Annotated in this window: 9 protein-coding genes; 3 read left to right on the plus strand and 6 right to left on the minus strand. The window is 36.9% G+C overall.

Annotated elements, in window-relative coordinates; genetic code table 11:
• Nucleotides 1-274 precede the first annotated feature (274 nt).
• From K3248_RS01600 to gyrB, 5 genes are all read right to left on the minus strand, one after another.
• Nucleotides 275-991: a sulfate transporter family protein gene (locus tag K3248_RS01600; RefSeq protein WP_220716621.1), complete on the minus strand. Its 717-nt coding sequence runs from the start codon at nucleotides 989-991 to the stop codon at nucleotides 275-277.
• A 414-nt stretch (nucleotides 992-1,405) separates the two neighbouring features.
• Nucleotides 1,406-2,803, minus strand: a complete 1,398-nt coding sequence (coaBC, locus tag K3248_RS01605) for a bifunctional phosphopantothenoylcysteine decarboxylase/phosphopantothenate--cysteine ligase CoaBC (protein WP_220716622.1) — start codon at nucleotides 2,801-2,803, stop codon at nucleotides 1,406-1,408.
• A 68-nt stretch (nucleotides 2,804-2,871) separates the two neighbouring features.
• The gene (gene ubiB, locus K3248_RS01610; protein WP_220716623.1) at nucleotides 2,872-4,458 is read right to left on the minus strand and encodes a 2-polyprenylphenol 6-hydroxylase; all 1,587 of its coding nucleotides are present in this window, start codon (nucleotides 4,456-4,458) and stop codon (nucleotides 2,872-2,874) included.
• Nucleotides 4,459-4,460: 2 nt separating this feature from the next.
• Nucleotides 4,461-5,243 (minus strand): bifunctional demethylmenaquinone methyltransferase/2-methoxy-6-polyprenyl-1,4-benzoquinol methylase UbiE, encoded by a 783-nt coding sequence (ubiE, locus tag K3248_RS01615; RefSeq protein WP_220716624.1) that lies wholly within the window; start codon nucleotides 5,241-5,243, stop codon nucleotides 4,461-4,463.
• A gap of 119 nt (nucleotides 5,244-5,362) precedes the next feature.
• Nucleotides 5,363-7,795: a DNA topoisomerase (ATP-hydrolyzing) subunit B gene (gyrB, locus tag K3248_RS01620; RefSeq protein ID WP_220716625.1), complete on the minus strand. Its 2,433-nt coding sequence runs from the start codon at nucleotides 7,793-7,795 to the stop codon at nucleotides 5,363-5,365.
• Nucleotides 7,796-8,594: 799 nt separating this feature from the next.
• Between gyrB and K3248_RS01625 the strand changes: the two genes are divergently transcribed.
• The gene (locus K3248_RS01625; RefSeq protein WP_220716826.1) at nucleotides 8,595-9,425 is read left to right on the plus strand and encodes an ABC transporter substrate-binding protein; all 831 of its coding nucleotides are present in this window, start codon (nucleotides 8,595-8,597) and stop codon (nucleotides 9,423-9,425) included.
• Nucleotides 9,426-9,435: 10 nt separating this feature from the next.
• On the opposite strand, the gene K3248_RS01630 is transcribed toward K3248_RS01625, so the two are convergent.
• Nucleotides 9,436-10,968 carry a YifB family Mg chelatase-like AAA ATPase gene (locus tag K3248_RS01630; protein ID WP_220716626.1) on the minus strand — a complete coding sequence of 511 codons (1,533 nt, stop codon included), beginning with the start codon at nucleotides 10,966-10,968 and terminating at the stop codon, nucleotides 9,436-9,438.
• A gap of 414 nt (nucleotides 10,969-11,382) precedes the next feature.
• Here K3248_RS01630 and K3248_RS01635 point away from each other — a divergent pair, with 414 nt between their 5' ends.
• Both K3248_RS01635 and K3248_RS01640 read left to right on the plus strand, forming a co-directional pair.
• Nucleotides 11,383-13,341: an autotransporter assembly complex protein TamA gene (locus K3248_RS01635; RefSeq protein WP_220716627.1), complete on the plus strand. Its 1,959-nt coding sequence runs from the start codon at nucleotides 11,383-11,385 to the stop codon at nucleotides 13,339-13,341.
• Nucleotides 13,341-17,990 carry a translocation/assembly module TamB domain-containing protein gene (locus tag K3248_RS01640; RefSeq protein WP_220716628.1) on the plus strand — a complete coding sequence of 1,550 codons (4,650 nt, stop codon included), beginning with the start codon at nucleotides 13,341-13,343 and terminating at the stop codon, nucleotides 17,988-17,990. The genes K3248_RS01635 and K3248_RS01640 overlap by 1 nt, the downstream gene beginning before the upstream one ends.
• Nucleotides 17,991-17,992 lie beyond the last annotated feature (2 nt).

The raw sequence follows: 17,992 nt of genomic DNA on the forward strand, positions 1-17,992 counted from the left end.
CTAGCAACTTCCTCATTATTTTATGATAGGAGATCAACATTTAGTAAACCATAATGCTTATGATGCAAGCTTAAAGAGAAAATACCATATAAACTTTAATAGGAATCTTATCGTCCATAGAAAACAATGGATACAAATAACATTATGTTATAAAATTGCGCGCATAAGAGCAAGATTTTCTTTAATGAACAAAAATAAAAGAGATTGCTTAAAGCAGGATTCTTTCTTTATATGCTTTGTTAATTGTCCGTGCAATGCATACTGTATGTTTTTATTACGGTGTAATGTTTATGGCGGTCTTTTGGGAAAGCATTTTATGTAAGTGTGTCATGAGGGCCGCTGCAAATAGCGGCGTTGTTAAGTTAAGAAAAGGAATCGAAACAAAAAGCGCTATCAATAATCCTGCACCAAAAACTGTTGCGTAATGAATTCGTAAAAAAGCACGCGCCTCTTGCTCAGAGCGAAAACGGTAAGCAGCAAACAAAAAATACTCACGACCAAACAAATAGCCATTAATCATATAAAAGGCAATCAAATTCACTCCTGGTACAAAAAACAAAATAAAAGCAATTCCATTACCAAGGAGGCTTAAAACAACAAACTTCAAAGAAAGAATAAGAGAACGTCCAAATGATAAAGCATGTCCAAGAGGCTCATTTGGATAAGCTTCTTTTTCAATAATTTCAGCTGCATCATCAATGAAAAAGCCACCAATCATAGCCGTAATTGGGGCAATCCAAAAAGCCATAAGCCAAGCTAAACCAAGATTAAAAATAATAAGTATGCTCAGTTCTAACCATCCTCTCCAATTTGATAATTCGGGAAAAAAATGGAGAAGCCATAATGCAAAATAAGAAAGAAAGAGATGACGTAAAAACAACCATAAAATAGCAAGAATAATAAAAGTCAGCCCCAAAGCTTTCATTATCAAAATTCGATATTGCGGGGTAAAAAGATATTGAAGAGCACGGTAAGCAGCAGTAAAAATCATAAAGAATACATTAAGGAAGAAAAGAAAAAAGACAAGAAATATATTATATACATTTTTAGTTAAGATTTCATTTCAATAAAAATGAGAAAAGTAATATTGTTTTTAAAGGGAACAGATTTTTATTTTATGCGATAAAGGGTTATTTTTTCTATAGAGTTTTGTGCATGAAGTAAGATAGTCACGCACAGAAAAAAGAGCAAGAACGAAGCACTTTAAAATGAAGTGAGAGAAAATCTTTATATTCAATGTTGGCACATTATAGATGTGGGCTAATGTGTAAATAAAAGCGATCTTAAAAGGTAATAAAAATGCCGTTGTACCTTTCAATAAACAACACTTGGTAGGCGGAATGATAGCTTTGGCTTTATAAAGAGATCCTATTTTTATGTTATTTTATAATAAAAAATTTGTGTTTCATGAATGTGCAGAGGTATGGGAGTTAAAAAATGATATGATAACGTTTGCTAATTTTTGTGCCACTTGTTCTTTATGCATATATGGCCATTTTTCAACATTTTCTTTACTAACGAGATAAACTTGGTTTGTATCAGCACCCATAACACTTGTCCCATCAGGAAGAAGAGAAATATTATTAGCAAGGATAAAGTTTGCCCCTTTTTTGATACATTTTTTTTGCGCATTGGCAATGATATCACAGGATTCAGCAGCAAAACCAATTACTAATGGAGGGCGATTGGGAGCATGTCCGATTGTTGCTAAAATATCAGGATTTTCAACCATATGTAGGGATGGTGGTATTTTATAGGTACTTTTTTTGATTTTATGGGAAGATTGTGTTTGGCTGCGCCAATCACAAACGGCAGCGACAAAAAGAGCACCATCGGCAGGCAATGCGTCTTGAACAGCTTGTAACATCTGTTGTGCTGTTTCTACATGAATGGTTTTTACGCCTTGTGGGTCGGCAAGATTAACAGGGCCGCAAATAAGTGTCACTTTAGCGCCCAGATTTGCAAGAACTGCTGCAATGGCATGGCCCTGTTTACCTGAAGAACGATTAGCAAGATAACGTACAGGATCAATAGGTTCATAGGTAGGACCAGAGGTAACAATGAAATGACGACCAGACAGAGGCTTCTCATATACATTTAAAAGAGTTTCTATTGCTGCTACAATGGTTAGGGGTTCACTCATGCGTCCACATCCTATTTCGTCGCGTTCAGCCATTGTACCTATTTCTGGTCCAATAATATGAATGCCATCTGCGCGTAGTTGTGTGATATTACGAACAGTGGCTGGATGAGTCCACATAGCTGGATTCATAGCTGGTGCAATTAAAAGTGGACAGCGTGCAGCTAAAAGCACACAGTTGGCTAAGTCATCTCCTATGCCATTAGCGATTTTGGCAATGCGATTCGCTGTAGCAGGCGCTAAAATAATTAAGTCAGCATTACGTGCTAACCGGATATGTCCGATATCATGTTCTTCTTCGCGTGAAAATAAATTACTATATACCGTACCAGCGCTTAAAGCTTCAGCAGCCAAAGGCGTTATAAATTTTTGTGCTGCTTTTGTCATAATAATGTTTAAATGTGCTCCACGTTCTTGCAAACGGCGAATGAGATCAAGTGCTTTATAAGCAGCAATACTTCCACCAATAATAAGAAGGAGAGATTTTGATTGCAGTGATTTCTCTTCAACAGGACTGGTTTGAGAAGTATGTATGGCTGAAGTTAGAGGGTTACTTAAAAGGCGCCGTGCTTCTTCTTCCATAGAAACGCCATTTCGCGCAGCACGTATACGCAAAGCTTCTTTAGCTTCAGGAGAAAGATTACGAATTGTAATACTAGCCATAAAATATATCCAACAAATAAAATGATATCAATGATTTCATTATTAATGTTTTTAGCATATTGAGCAGATTAAAAAAGATGCAAAAGATAAAAAGTAAGACAAACACAACAAAGAGCAATAATAAAAAGGCTATAACGTCCATAACGGTTTGTACGGCTTTGTTCGACAGCAAGTTTTTTAAGGGTCGTAGGAGAAAGATTAAATCCTGTTTTTATTATTTGGTTAAGATCTTCTTCCATACGTTGAAAGTTTTGTATCAATTGCGGTGTTTTACGTGCAAGTGAAAGCAGTACTTGTGTTCCTTCACTAAAGTCTTTTGCAACTCCTATAGGTCCTAAATTTTTGCTAATCCATTCTTTAACAATGGGTTCAGAAGCTTTCCACATATTAAAATGAGGATCTAATGTGCGAGCAACACCTTCTACGACAACCATTGTTTTTTGTAAGAGCAAAAGTTCAGGTCTTGTTTGCATATCAAACAATTCAGTAACTTCAAATAACAGTGTGAGCAGTTTAGCCATAGAAATGCTTTGTGCTGATTGTCCATGGATTGGTTCCCCGATAGCGCGATTGGCTTGAGCAAAATTTTCAATATTGTGGTGTGGAGGGACATATCCAGCTTCAAAATGAGCACGTGCTACACGGTGGTAATCGCGGGTAATAAAGCCATAGAGGATTTCAGCAAGAAAATGTTTTTCTTTTTTTCCCAGTCGTCCTGTAATTCCTAGGTCAACAGCAACAATACATCCCTTTTTATCAACAAATAAATTACCAGGATGCATATCGGCATGAAAAAAGCCATCACGCAATGTATGACGAAGGAAAGATTGAATAAGCGTAATTGCAAGAGTTTTTAAATCGAATCCAGCTTCTTTGAGTGCAGAAACTTCAGATATTCTTATCCCGTCAATCCATTCCATTGTAAGAACATTTCGTCCTGTACGTTCCCAATCGATATGTGGAACCCGAAAACCTGTATCATGTTGAATATTTTCTGCCATTTCAGATATAGCAGATGCTTCTAAACGCAAATCCATTTCAAGGCGTGTTGTTTGTGCCAAAGTGTCGACGACACAAACAGGACGAAGCCTTCGAGAAGCAGGAATATAACGCTCTTGTAAATGAGCAATAAGATAGAAACTTCTTAGGTCTTTAGCAAAACGTGTTCTGATATCAGGACGTATGACTTTAACAGCACATTTTTTTATATGACCGCTCTCATCATAATATTCTGCTGGATGAACTTGAGCAATAGAAGCAGCAGCAATAGGAGGATAAAAGTTTACGAATAAATCATTGAGAGGGCGGCCAAGAGAGTTTTCAATTTGAGCAATCGCGGCGGTACAAGAAAATGTCTGAACACGATCTTGTAATTGGACTAAATCATCTGCAACATCACGTCCTACAATATCTGGTCTAGTAGCAAGAAATTGGCCAAGTTTTATGTAAGAAGGGCCCAATTTATTAATAGCATAGGAAATATTTTCAGAACGTCGCTTTTTTTTTGTTTTGCGTCGCGCTAATACTCCTGCCATACGGTGACAGAATGCTGGAAACCCTCTAAGATCTTCGTGAGGAAGGGCACTTAAGACACCTTCACGCGCTAAAACCCATCCAGCACGTATTAATTGAAAATAAGTGGAAATTTGTACCATTTTTAAATTTTCCAACCTGAATGTAATGCTGCGATAGCACCAGTAAGATTGCGGTACGAGACTCGCGAAAAACCAGCATAATTGATCATATGGGCAAAATCATCCTGTTTAGGAAATTTACGAATAGATTCAACCAAATAACGATAAGCATCACGATCATTTGCAATGAGTTGCCCAAGTTTTGGAATAGCATGAAAGGACCACAGGTCATAGATTTTGTCTAGAAAAGGCATTTCAACATTTGAAAATTCTAAACATAAGAAACGTCCTCCTGGCTTTAAAACACGAAAAGCTTCCCTCAAAGCTTTATCGATATGAGGTACATTGCGAATTCCAAAGGCAATCGTGTAAGCATCAAAGCTTTGATCTTCAAAAGGCAAATTTTCTGCATTGGCTTCAACAAAGTCAACCAGATGGGTCAGACCATTTTTTTGTGCCCGCTTTTTGCCAATACTGAGCATTGAGCCATTAATATCTAAGACTGTAGCATGGGCTTTTTTGCGTGAAGCATTAAGAATACGAAAAGCAATATCTCCAGTACCACCTGCTACATCAAGAACTTTCCAATGGGTAAGGGCTGGTGGAGAAAGCCATGCAACCATGGAATTTTTCCACACTCGGTGCAATCCTAATGATAAGATATCGTTCATCTTGTCATAATTTTCAGCAACAGAGTGAAATACACCGTCAACCATGGACTGTTTTTGTGCTTCATCAATTTTTGTAAAGCCAAAAGAGGACTCCATACCACCCTTGGCTCCTACGCGTTCTGTTTCAGCTGTCATATACGTAACCTTCTTTTTTTTGCTTTTATCGTACATGAAAGAGAAAAAGAATACTTACATACGAAAAAGCGACATATAAAACCGCGACGTTTATACAGCTAGAAACACAAAAAGTATCTTTAGATATCAAGATTAGCAACGCTTAAGGCATTGTCTTGAATGAAAATCCGCCTCGGTTCAACTTCATCACCCATTAAACGAGAAAAGAGTGAATCAGCATCAGTTGCATCAGTAATTTTAACTTGTAAAAGAGAGCGCGCTTCAGGATCAAGAGTTGTTTCCCAAAGTTGTTCTGCATTCATTTCTCCAAGTCCTTTATAACGCTGAAGGGTAATACCTTTTTTACCATTTGCAAAAATGCTTTCTAAAAAGCTCATAGGTCCCCAAATATATTCTGATTTTTCTTTGCGATGTAGAATAGGAGGAGGATTATATATTTCCATAAAATTGTGGGAAATACGATCAATTTGACGTGCATCGGTTGAATGTATAAGTCCTACATCAAGTGTAATAACGTCTTTAACACCACGTAAAATACGTTCAAAACACAAATTTCCTTCTGATGTATATTGGCCTATCCAGCCACGTTCCATATCATCAGCAATTAAATTCAGGCGGTGCGCTATGGTATCTACAGTTTTTTGTGCTTTTTCTTGTGTTGCAAAAGCTTCAGGATTAAAAGCCCCAACGATTGCTGCTTGCTCAACAATATTACGATCATAACGCGTATGGAGACCATTTAACAGTTGACGTAATACACGCGCTTCTTTAGCAATTTGATGCAAGTCAGCTCCGGCAAGAACTTCTCCTGTTGCAAGTTCTAGAGTTGTTTCTTCTAGCCCAGTATCGATTAAAAACTCTTCGAATGCTGCTTCATTTTTAATATATTGAGAAGATTTACCACGTGAGACTTTATAGAGAGGTGGTTGGGCAATATAGAGATGTCCACGTTCAATCAATTCGGGCATTTGTCTAAAAAAGAACGTAAGAAGAAGGGTACGGATATGAGCACCATCGACATCTGCATCTGTCATAATGATGATTTTATGATAACGTAACTTATCTGGTGCAAATTCATCCTTACCAATGGATGTTCCAAGAGCTGTGATAAGTGTACCAATCATATCAGATGAAAGCATTCGATCAAAGCGTGCTCGTTCAACATTGAGAATTTTACCGCGTAGGGGTAAAATCGCTTGATTTTGACGTGAACGCCCGCTTTTTGCTGAACCACCAGCTGAATCTCCCTCAACAATAAAGATTTCTGACTTTGTTGGATCACGTTCTTGGCAATCGGCAAGCTTGCCTGGTAGGGAGGTAATATCAAGCGCCCCTTTTCGTCTTGTAAGCTCACGTGCCTTACGCGCTGCTTCACGTGCTGTTGCTGCTTCTACTACTTTACTAATGAGAAGCTTTGCTTCATTAGGATGTTCTTCTAGCCATGTTGAAAGACCTGCATTGACCAAATTTTCAACGATAGGACGAACTTCAGAAGAAACCAACTTATCCTTTGTTTGTGAAGAAAATTTGGGATCAGGAACTTTGACTGAAAGAATAGCCGTTAATCCTTCACGGCAGTCATCTCCTGTTAAGTTCACTTTTTCTTTTTTTGCAATACCTGAAGATTCAGCATAACCATTAATTTGGCGCGTAAGAGCACTGCGGAATCCTATTAAATGGGTTCCACCATCACGTTGAGGAATATTATTTGTAAAACATAAAACTTTTTCATGATAGGAATCGTTCCACCATAGAGCAACATCAACACTCATTCCATCCTTTTCATTTGCAATGTAAATAGGATCGTCGAGGAGTGTTTTTTTCGATTTGTCAATGTATTTAACAAATTCTATTAATCCACCTTCATAGTGCAATTCAACAGACCGGATATCAGCATGGCGTTGGTCAGTAAGAAGAATATGAATACCAGAATTTAAAAACGCTAATTCACGTAAACGGCGCTCTAAAGTTTCAAAGTCGAATTTAACCATCGTAAAGGTTTCAGGGCTTGGTAAAAACCTGATTTCTGTTCCACTTTCTTTATCGCAATCGCCAACAATTTTTAGTGGAGAATCAGAAACTCCATGGGTAAATGACATTTCATGAATTTTACCATTACGTTTGATTTGTAATTTTAGCCAAACGGATAGAGCATTAACAACAGAAACACCAACACCATGTAATCCACCTGAAACTTTATAAGAGTTTTGATCAAATTTTCCACCTGCATGAAGCTGTGTCATGATAACTTCGGCTGCTGAAATCCCTTCTGTTGGATGAATATCTGTTGGAATTCCACGTCCATTATCACAAACGGAACAAGAACCGTCAGCATGGAGTGTAACATTTACGAGAGTAGCATGACCGGCTAAAGCTTCATCAATCGCATTATCGACAACTTCGTAGACCATATGGTGTAAGCCTGAGCCATCATCCGTGTCACCGATATACATACCAGGGCGTTTGCGGACAGCATCAAGACCTTTGAGCACTTTGATAGAAGCGGCATCATAGTCATCTCTTAATGTCGGTGAGGGTATTTCATCACGCATAAGTTAATCCATTTCTGTATTCAATTTACGTTATTTTATAAGCTTTTCTAAAGCTTAATGTTCTGATCCGTTATTTATGGAATAACCACATCAGACATTTACCGTATATCAGATTGAGATTCAATATCTGTCATTGTATAATGGTATAGAAAGAATGATTTTTGCGCACGTAAATAATATATGTTGTTCCATTACGATGGAAACAGAAAAATATCGCAAAAGGAGTTAATAAAGTTGCGTTTTACAGAGTATTAGTTGTTAAAGTTGCATTTTAATTATTTGTATTTTTCGATTGTGCAGAGAGCGAGATATTATCACTTAAATCTTATGGAAAAATCAAATTATCATAATTTGATAAGCACTTCTTACACAAGATCACAGTTTATTACTTATTGAATATTGAAGAAAAAACGCTGTGTTTTCTTCTTAAGAGTAAAACTTTTCGTTTATTGAAAAAACATAAAAAATATTCTTTTTAGCAAAAAGAGTGAACGAACAATAACACAGATATTTTTATTAATATTTATACTAAGAAAATAGTTTTCTTATCAAAGGATTGCTTTTGTGTGTTTTTGAAAGGTTGACATTAAAACTCTGACATCCTCTTTTATCGTTTAAAGAAGAAAATGGTTAAATTTTTTGACAGTTTTAAAGAATAGCAGGAGTTTTAATTGATGAGAGTACCTGATATTTCAGTAAAATGCATTAGATACTACGACAAAGAAAAGTTTTATTGTAGTTGATAAATGGGGGAAAGACTTTGCAAAGAGCGAAATCTATAAATGCGTTCAATCTTTTTATGGGAGCTTTCTTTATAGCGTGGGGATTTTTATTTTCTCCTCTCACTATGGCTGAAACCGCTGGAAGATTGCCTTCTTTTTTTAATTCACAAAAATCTTTTATACAACCTGATGTAACAGGGATAACGCGTTTGCGTTTTGTGACAACTTTTGATTTTCCTCCTTTTAATTTTCTTGACCAAACAGGGCATCTTGCCGGCTATAATATCGATTTATTGCGTGCTATTTGCGTAAAATTAAATTTAGAGAAATTCTGTGAGGTAGAGGTTGTTCCTTGGGAAGAGCTCATAAAGCATGTTAAAAACGGTGATGCAGAGGTTATTATTGCAGGTTTGAAAGAAACAGGTAAGACTCAACAAGACCTTGTTTTTACGAAATCTTATTTGCGTTTTCCAGCGCGTTTTGTTGCTTCTCAATTTATAAATCTTAATGAACCAATAAATGAAAAGTTGGCATATTTAAACAGTGGGCTTTTGCTCAAGAGTACGCATGAAAAGCTTTTTCATACTTATTTTCCTGAAGCAAAATGGCAGGGATTTCAGAAGAGATCAGAGCTTTATAAAGCGCTACAGGATCATAAAATTGATCTTATTTTTGATGATGGGTTTGCTTTATCTTTATGGTTAAATGATAGTAAATCTGTTCATTGTTGTCATTTTGTTGGGGGGGCATATATGGCTCCACAATTATTAGGGCAAGGAATGCGGCTTGCTGTTGCAAAAAAGAATGAAAAATTGATTGATATACTCAATTATGCTTTGAGATCTCTAGAAAGCGATGGTAAGCTTACAGAACTTTATCTACGTTATTTTCCAATCAGTTTTTATTGATATAAGCGTTCTAGGTAAGGGCAGTTAATCTTTCCGTACCTAATCGATAAGAAAGCGCTTCTGCAAGATGATGGCGTGAAAGATGGTCTGCTTCATCAAGATCTGCAATAGTGCGTGCAACTTTCAGAATACGATGATAGGCACGTGCAGAGAGATGCATTTTTTCACTCACGCTTCGTAAGAGGGTAGCAGCATTTTTATCAGGAATAGCAATTTGTTCGATAATTTTTGCCGGACAATCACCGTTGGTACGAATATGGTCTAATCCCAGTTTAGTAAAACGTTTAATTTGAATATCACGACACCGCGCAACACGTTTTGCAACATCACAACTTTTTTCGGATTGTTCTGGTTGCATAAGATCCATAGCCGTTAAAGCAGGGACATCAATCCGTAGATCAATTCGATCAAGCAGAGGTCCAGAAATACGGGATTGATAATCGATTTGACAACGTATTCCTTTTGCACAAACATAGTCTTTTTCTCCAGCCATACCACATCGACAAGGGTTCATTGCAGCAATAAGTTGGATGCGGGCAGGATAGCTAATATGATGATTAGCGCGGGCAATAACACATTCGCCGCTTTCTAAAGGTTGACGAAGAGAATCCAGAACTTGTGGAGAGAATTCAGGCAATTCATCAAGAAATAAAACACCATTATGTGCAAGTGAGACTTCCCCCGGCCGTCCTTTAAGTCCTCCACCGATCATTGCAGCCATGGAAGCAGAATGATGGGGAGCACGAAAAGGACAGTGGAGTGAAAGAGTATTATGGAGTGTTCCCCCTGTAATAGAAGCGATCAAAGACACATCTAATAGTTCACGGCTATCCAAAGGAGGCAAAATGGAGGGTAAGCGTTGTGCTAACATAGATTTTCCTGCACCAGGAGGACCGACAAACAAAAGGTTGTGCCGTCCAGCAGCGCAAACTTCTAATGCACGTTTAGCGGTTTTTTGTCCTTTAATTTCGCAAAGATCTGGAAGTTCAGTTTGTACTGTATATTGGCGTGGTTGTGGACGTTTTTGAATTTGAGTTCCTTTAAAGTGATTAACCATGGTGAGAAGTGTCTCAGGTGCAAGAATATTCATTTCTGGGCTTGCCCATGCCGCTTCAGGCCCGCATTGAGAGGGACAAATGAGTCCTTTATCAAGTGATAAAGCGGTTATTGCAGCTGGTAAAACACCATTGACGGCAGCAAGTGACCCATCTAGTGATAATTCACCTAAAATAATAAAGTCTTGCGCGACTTCTGAAGGAAGAACACCCATAGAAAGCATTAATCCGACAGCAATTGGCAAATCATAATGTGATCCCTCTTTAGGTAAATCAGCTGGCGCAAGATTAATGGTAACCCGTTTAGTGGGCATAGAAAGGCCGCAAGCATGAAGAGCTGCTTGCACGCGTTCACGGCTTTCTGCTATTGCTTTATCCGCTAATCCAACAATAGCCATTCCTATTTTACCGGAGGAAATCATAACCTGCACATCAACAGGAACAGCCTCTAAACCACGAAAAGCAACAGTTGTAACACGTGCAATCATCGGTTTACTTTCCCCCCTTTAACTTTAAAGAAACAATCATATCTGTACATAAAAATCAAGAAGTGTCTCTTTGGTTTTTTAAAAGAGAAAATTTATATACCTGCATGAGATTTCTACACTTTCATGGAGAGTAATTTGCACAAATTTAACCATGATTAAATGTGATATAATAAAAACTTATAATGCGCTAAATGAATATGTTAGAGAAAAAGGAGTGAAATTATTTATTGATATGCACAGTAGTGCAAGATTGCGTGAATGTTGGGGGAGGGTAATGTAGAGTGTCTTCATCAAAGAATGTGATTTGATATAATCAAACGTGAAAATATGAGCAATAAGCATCTTTATCTTTTTTGTTCGATGTTATTTATAATAAAAGTAATTTAGTGTAGTGTATTAAAGGTATCTGATTTAATGGTACACCAGGCAAGAGTTTTGTTAAAGTCAGGAACCATATTTAGTGTAATTATAGGCGTGTGTTCTGTCTTTTCTTTTCCACAGTCACTTGCAGCATTTGAGATTTTCGGTATTCCTTTTGGTCAAAAGAAAACAAATACTTCTTCACATAAAGGTGGTAGAGAAAAATTTTATAAAGTTGATGTTGTTACACCACGGGGTGCACCATCAGAAGGTATTAAAATCGTTAAGTCTGCATCTTCTCTTGTTGCTGATCAGGATAAAGCATTATCGAGCTCTTCTGGTTTATTGGCTAAAGCCCGTTCAGATTATAGGGCAATTCTTTCTGCTCTTTATGCTGATGGGCGCTATGGGAGTGTTATTAGTATTAAGATTAATGGTTTAGAAGTTGCGGATTTAAGTCCTGTAACACAACTTCCAGCCCAATCTCATATTGTTATTACGATTGATGCTGGCCCGCAATATGTTTTTAATATTGCAGATATTAATAAAGTTGCCCCTTCAGTCAAATCTAAAACGCATAGAATGCCTACAATTGAAGAATTAGGTTATAAAGTTGGGGATGTTGCCAAATCTGAAACTATTTTGAAAGCAGAAAAATGGGCGCTTGAAGGATGGCGGCGGCAAGGTTATGCTAAAGCTAAAATTATGAAAAGTGAGATGATTGCTGATCATGCAAGGCGCATTGTCGATGGGAATATTATAGTTGATCTTGGGCAAAAAGCCTATTACGGCCCTGTAAATGTGCGCAATATCAGTAAAAAACCACATGTAGATTCAGCATATATTGCTTGGATGACAGGATTGCAACCAGGTCAAAAATATAACCCTGATTCATTGGCTAAGGCAAGTGAAAGACTTGCTCGGCTTAATGTTTTTCGTGCTATCAATATACGTGAGGATGATAAAATTAAACCAGATGGCAGTTTACCACTTACATTTATTGTAGAGGAACGTAAGCCACGTCGTTTTGGTATAGGTGGTAGTTATTCAACATTAGATGGTGCAGGTTTTGAAACTTATTGGATGCATAACAATCTTTTTGGTCATGCAGAACACTTGAAAATTGAAGCAAAAATAAGCGATATTGGTAGCCGTAAAAAGCAATCCTATAATTTTAAAAATTTTAATTATCTTTTAGGCAGCACATTTATAAAACCGGGGATATTCACACCTGATACAGATTTTAGAGCTGAGTTGAAAATGCAACAAGATGTTCTAGACAATTATACAATAAAAGCCATAAGAGGAAAATTAGGCGTTACGCATATCTTCAATAATAATCTATCAGGACAAGTTTCTGTAGAAGTTTCTAATGGTTATTCGCACGATATTTATTTTGGAAATCGTAAATTCACAACAATTGGATTTCCCAGTCATTTAATTTACGATAGTCGTGATAATAAATTTAATGCGACGAAAGGTTTGTATGGTAAAGCGGTTATTGAGCCTTTTTATGAAATGCGTTTTAATAATTTCGTTGAAAAAATGACTGTAGAAGGCTCTTCTTATTGGGCACTGGATGAAAAGAATCGTTTTATTTTTGCAGCACGGGCAAAACTTGGTGCAATTTTGGGGAGTGAAGCAGCACAAGTTCCTTCAGATATGCTTTTTTTTGCGGGTGGCGGTGGATCTGTTCGCGGTTATGCTTATCGCAATATTGGTATCAAAACAGAAAATAATACAGTTGTTGGTGGGCGATCACTTGTTGAAGGTGCTGCAGAATTACGTTTTGCTTTAAATGATAAAATAGGAGTTGTCGGTTTTATTGATGGAGGCGTTGTAGGGAAAAAGGTACGTTTTGATTTTTCTCAAAAAGTAAAATGGGGCGCTGGTATTGGGGGGCGCTATATGACAGGTCTTGGTCCTTTACGGGTTGATTTAGCTTTTCCTCTTAAACGGCAAAAGGGTGATCCTCGTATTGGATTTTATGTGGGTATAGGGCAAGCGTTTTAATGACAAAGATTATGCGTTTATTGGCTTTCTTTTTTGGATTCTTTTTTCTTTTTGTAAGTGCTTTTGTTTTTGCACAAAAAGAAGGTCTTTCTTCTAAGGAAGGAATGACAAATACCCATTCATGGTTTGTTGCTTTAATTGAACGTAAACTTTCAACGCCAAGTCATCAGGTTCGTTTATATAATGTGCAAGGAGCGCTATCTTCTCAAATGTCAATAGATGCCATCACTGTCAGTGATAAAAAAGGTGTTTGGCTGAAAATGACCAATGCTAAAATGGATTGGAATCGCTTAGCATTGCTAAGAGGGCGCATGGATATTAATCACCTTTCGGTAGAACAAGTTACGTTTTTACGCAAACCACAGGGTGATTCCTCTCTTAGAAGTTCTCTTGAAGAGGGTAAATTTTCTTTACCAAAACTACCACTTGCCATTTCTATAAAAATGCTTGAAGCGCAACATATTGCTTTTGAAGAACAGCTCTTAGATTTCTCTGCTGATGTGTCTTTAAAGGGACGTCTCACTTTGGCGCATGATGATGTTGATATTGATGTAGAAGCACATCGCTTAGATGCACAAGGCTCTTTTTCTATTTTAACAAAGATCTCCAAGAGCAATCGTACAGCTAAAATTGACATTCTTGCTGATGAACCGCAAAACGGTGTTTTGGCGCATATTTTAAACATTGAAAAGCATCCTTCGTTAAACCTTTCTATTAAAGGGGAGGGTACTTTTGATAATTTGGTTGTTAAGCTTTCTTTAGAAGCTGATCGCCACTCTGTTTTAAATGGAAGCGTTGTTTTTGCCAGTATTTCAGAAGGATACAGTTTTTCTACGAAACTGATGGGCACACTTAGCTCTTTAATACCTCTTCAATATCGTAGCTTTTTCGAATCGGATATAAAGCTGGAAACAGATGCAAGGATAACAAAAGAAGGTATAACATATGTCGATCGTGTGGTCCTTCAAGGTAAAGAAATCAATGTTGTTGCTAATGCTGAAATAACAGCGGATAAATTTTTGCGCCGGCTTTTTGTTGATGGCCAAATGGCTTTTGATAAAGAAAAGGAAGCTGTTCATTTATCACAATCAAAAGCACCAATTCGTGTAGATAATCTTACTTTAACTATTGACTATGGACGTGAAGGACAACAGTCTTGGAAGGGGCGGCTTGTTGCTCATCATTTGAGCAATAAAAATATGCATATTCGTGATGCAGTCTTTGATATGGGGGGAGTGAGTGAAAATCTTGATAATGCAGCTTCTCGTCATGTTGGTATCCAAGTGAAAGGAATGTTGCAGGGATTTAGAAAGACGAAAGACGCAGTAGAAAAAAATTTAAATCAAACAGTTCATGTACATTTGGATTCGGATATTGTTTCTAGTAAACCAATTTTAATTCATGATTTTAGTGTTACAGCGCAGGGGTTTTCTGCTTGGTTAAAAGGAAAAATAGAGCATTTTATTTTTAAAGGTAATCTTGGCTTAAAAGCACAGACCTTGGCGCCTTTAGAGCTCTTTAGTAAACAACCGCTTTCTGGTAGTGCAGATCTTAAAGCGAAAGGGAAAATCGGGTTAATAAGTGGCATTTTTGATCTCGAATTATCAGGAATAGCTGATAATATAAAATTAGGCCCACAACCTTTCAATCATCTATTCAAAGGCAATCTTATTCTTTCAGGTGGTGCTGCTTGGAATAGAGAAGATTTGATTTTGCGTCATATTGATTTAAAAAATCAATATGTACAGATAAAAGCAGATGGCCATTTTTCAGGTGAAAAAGCTAAAATGGATTTATATGCTCAAATATCTGATCTTGCCAAATTGGATCCGCGATTAAAGGGTGCGCTTACAATTCGAAGTATTGCAAGAGGACATAATAGCCTTATAAAATTAAATACACGTGCTCATGTCGCTGAGGCGTTTTTAGTAGGAAAAAAATTACAAAATACAACATTTACGATTCAATCACTTATGGATAATACTACACCTGTTATGTCTTTAACGGGTTCTATAGAAGGTGAAGGAACTTTTGCTAAAAAGCCATTACATTTATTTGCATCTTTTAAAAATTCTAATGAGCTTCGAAAGATTAAAGATATCGATATAAAAGGGGGAGATGCAAAAATAACGGGCAATCTTTCTCAAACACTTGGGGGTAGGATAAAAGGCGCTTTGCATATTGATGCTGATGATATTTCAGTACTTTCTGCATTATTGTTACAAAATGGTAGTGGAAAAATAAAAGGAGATTTTGTTTTTGATGAACAAAATGGCAAACAAAAAACGAATGTGAAAGCGCATATTGACCATTTGAATTTTGCAAAGAATAAAATTAAAAAGTTGACAATAGAAGCTGATATATTTGACCCTTTTGGTGTGATACAGTTTGAGGGTGTAATCAATGCAGAGCATATCCAAACACCTTTAATGATGATTAATCATTTAAATGCTCAGCTGAAAAATGATCATGGACAAACGGGTTTTTCTGTCCAAGCGATGTTGCATAATAATACAAATGCACAGCTTTCAGGTCATGTAAAGGTAGTAGAGCTCCCAGAAGGTATCAAGAGAGAAGTACAGATTGAAACTGTAGATATTAAACAAGATAATTTTCATGCGACATTGCCTAAATGGGCAACACTTGTTTTTGATAAAAATGGACTGACAATTAATGCATTAGACGTTGCGGTTAATGGGGGTAGGATTATGCTTGCCGGAAACGTTAAAGATACTCTTAATCTACATCTTACAATGAATGCTTTTCCTGCTGCTTTAGCCAATCTATGGAAGCCTAATCTTGGTGTTTCCGGTACTTTAACAGGACAAGTTATGATTGGCGGTCATTTAAAAAACCCCAATGTTACTTATGATATAAAGGGCGAGAATGTAACAAGCATTGCTCTTCAAGATAAAAAAATAATGCCTTTTTTACTTTCTGCAACAGGCAAAACGGTAAATCAAACTCTTACTTTGGATGCAGATTTAATAGGTGAAGGAGTCCATGCGCAAGCAAAGGGTAATATCTCTTTGGATAAAAACAAACTTGATTTGCACGTTAATGTACAGAATTTATCTGCGCATTTGGTCAATAATTTGATTGATGGAAAAGTGCTTGAAGGAATGGTAAGAGGCAAAATTGATGTTGGTGGAACAGTAAAAGATCCTTCTGCTCATTTTACACTTTTAAGTCAAAATCTTACGGTTATGACATATAAAGGGCTTATGCCAGTTGATATGAATGCGCGCGGTTTTTACAAAAATTCGACATTGCATATTGAGCATATGATAGCAACAGGAGATAAAGGCTTAAATTTCTCTATAAATGGGCCTATTTCTTTAAAAAGCTCAGAGGTTAAGCTAAACTTAAAAGGGACAATGCCTCTTGTATTTGTTGATCTTTTATTAGCAAAGCGTGGGGCACATATAACAGGTACAGCAAACATTGATACTGCTCTTAATGGTCCATTATCTCAACCACAGTTAACAGGGAATTTTTCTATAAACAATGGCAGTTTTTTTGATTCAAAAACAAATTTGGGATTAAATAATATAACGCTTGAGGGCAAACTAAATGGCGACCATATTTTTATAGAGCGTGCTTCTGCTTCTTCATCAAATGGGGGGGCTCTGTCTGCTGAGGGGCGCATTACCAATGATCTACAGGCAGATTTAGTCCTTCATCTTGATCATGCCAATTATAATGATGGATCAATGATTTTTGCAACATTGTCAGGGGATATGACAATGGAGGGTTCTTTTTTGAATGATCTTGTTATTGGTGGTAATATCCTCGTTGAAAAAGCTGAAATTTTTGTTCCTAATCATTTTCAAAATACAAAATTTCTTGATATTAAAAATAAAAATTTAACCAAATCGATTCAAAAGACACTTGAACGTGCTGAGGTTAAAAAGTCTTATCAAAATCGTAGTGTTTCTCAAAAGCCTTCTTCTATTGTACGGTTTGATATGCGTATTACTGCGCATAATCAGTTTTTTGTACGTGGTCGTGGTTTAGATGCTGAGTTGGGAGGGCGCATTAACCTCACAGGACCATGGAATGATGTTCATCCAGTTGGTGAGTTTGAGATGATTCGTGGACGTTTTGATATTCTTTCACAACGTCTTAATTTTGATCAAGGACAGGCAAGTTTTAGCGGTAATCTTAATCCTACAGTTTATTTTGTAACGCACAATAACAGTGGCGATATTCATGTTACGGTAACTGTCAGTGGAACAATTGATAATCTAGATGTTAATTTTTCTTCACAGCCAAAGTTACCACAGGATGAGGTTTTGGCGCGTTTGATTTTTAATCGCTCTCTTAATGAGTTGTCACCATTTCAAATTGCACAGCTTGCAGCAGCAGTAGCAGATCTTGCAGGCGCTCCTAATACATCTTTGTTAAATACTTTACGGACTAAAATTGGTCTTGATGATCTTGATGTTATTGTTGATGAAAAGGGTAATACGGGTTTACGCGTTGGACGTTATATACGTAACAATATTTATTTAGGTTTCGAAGCAGGATCAGATGGAACGACAAAAGGAACAATTAATTTGGATGTTTCACGTCATCTTAAAGCTAAAGGTGCCATAGGAAATGAAAAAAACTCTAGTATTGGCCTCTTTTATGAAAGAGACTATTAAGG

This window comes from Bartonella raoultii, assembly GCF_019659805.1.
GTDB lineage: Bacteria > Pseudomonadota > Alphaproteobacteria > Rhizobiales > Rhizobiaceae > Bartonella > Bartonella raoultii.

What these genes read in the sequence shown, in the direction of transcription:
- coaBC (WP_220716622.1), bottom strand. Translation starts at nt 2,803, where the DNA reads ATGGCTAGTATTACAATTCGTAATCTTTCTCCTGAAGCTAAAGAAGCT.
- ubiE (WP_220716624.1), bottom strand. Translation starts at nt 5,243, where the DNA reads ATGACAGCTGAAACAGAACGCGTAGGAGCCAAGGGTGGTATGGAGTCC.
- K3248_RS01625 (WP_220716826.1), top strand. Translation starts at nt 8,595, where the DNA reads ATGGGAGCTTTCTTTATAGCGTGGGGATTTTTATTTTCTCCTCTCACT.
- K3248_RS01600 (WP_220716621.1), bottom strand. Translation starts at nt 991, where the DNA reads ATGATTTTTACTGCTGCTTACCGTGCTCTTCAATATCTTTTTACCCCG.
- ubiB (WP_220716623.1), bottom strand. Translation starts at nt 4,458, where the DNA reads ATGGTACAAATTTCCACTTATTTTCAATTAATACGTGCTGGATGGGTT.
- K3248_RS01640 (WP_220716628.1), top strand. Translation starts at nt 13,341, where the DNA reads ATGACAAAGATTATGCGTTTATTGGCTTTCTTTTTTGGATTCTTTTTT.
- K3248_RS01630 (WP_220716626.1), bottom strand. Translation starts at nt 10,968, where the DNA reads ATGATTGCACGTGTTACAACTGTTGCTTTTCGTGGTTTAGAGGCTGTT.
- K3248_RS01635 (WP_220716627.1), top strand. Translation starts at nt 11,383, where the DNA reads ATGGTACACCAGGCAAGAGTTTTGTTAAAGTCAGGAACCATATTTAGT.
- gyrB (WP_220716625.1), bottom strand. Translation starts at nt 7,795, where the DNA reads ATGCGTGATGAAATACCCTCACCGACATTAAGAGATGACTATGATGCC.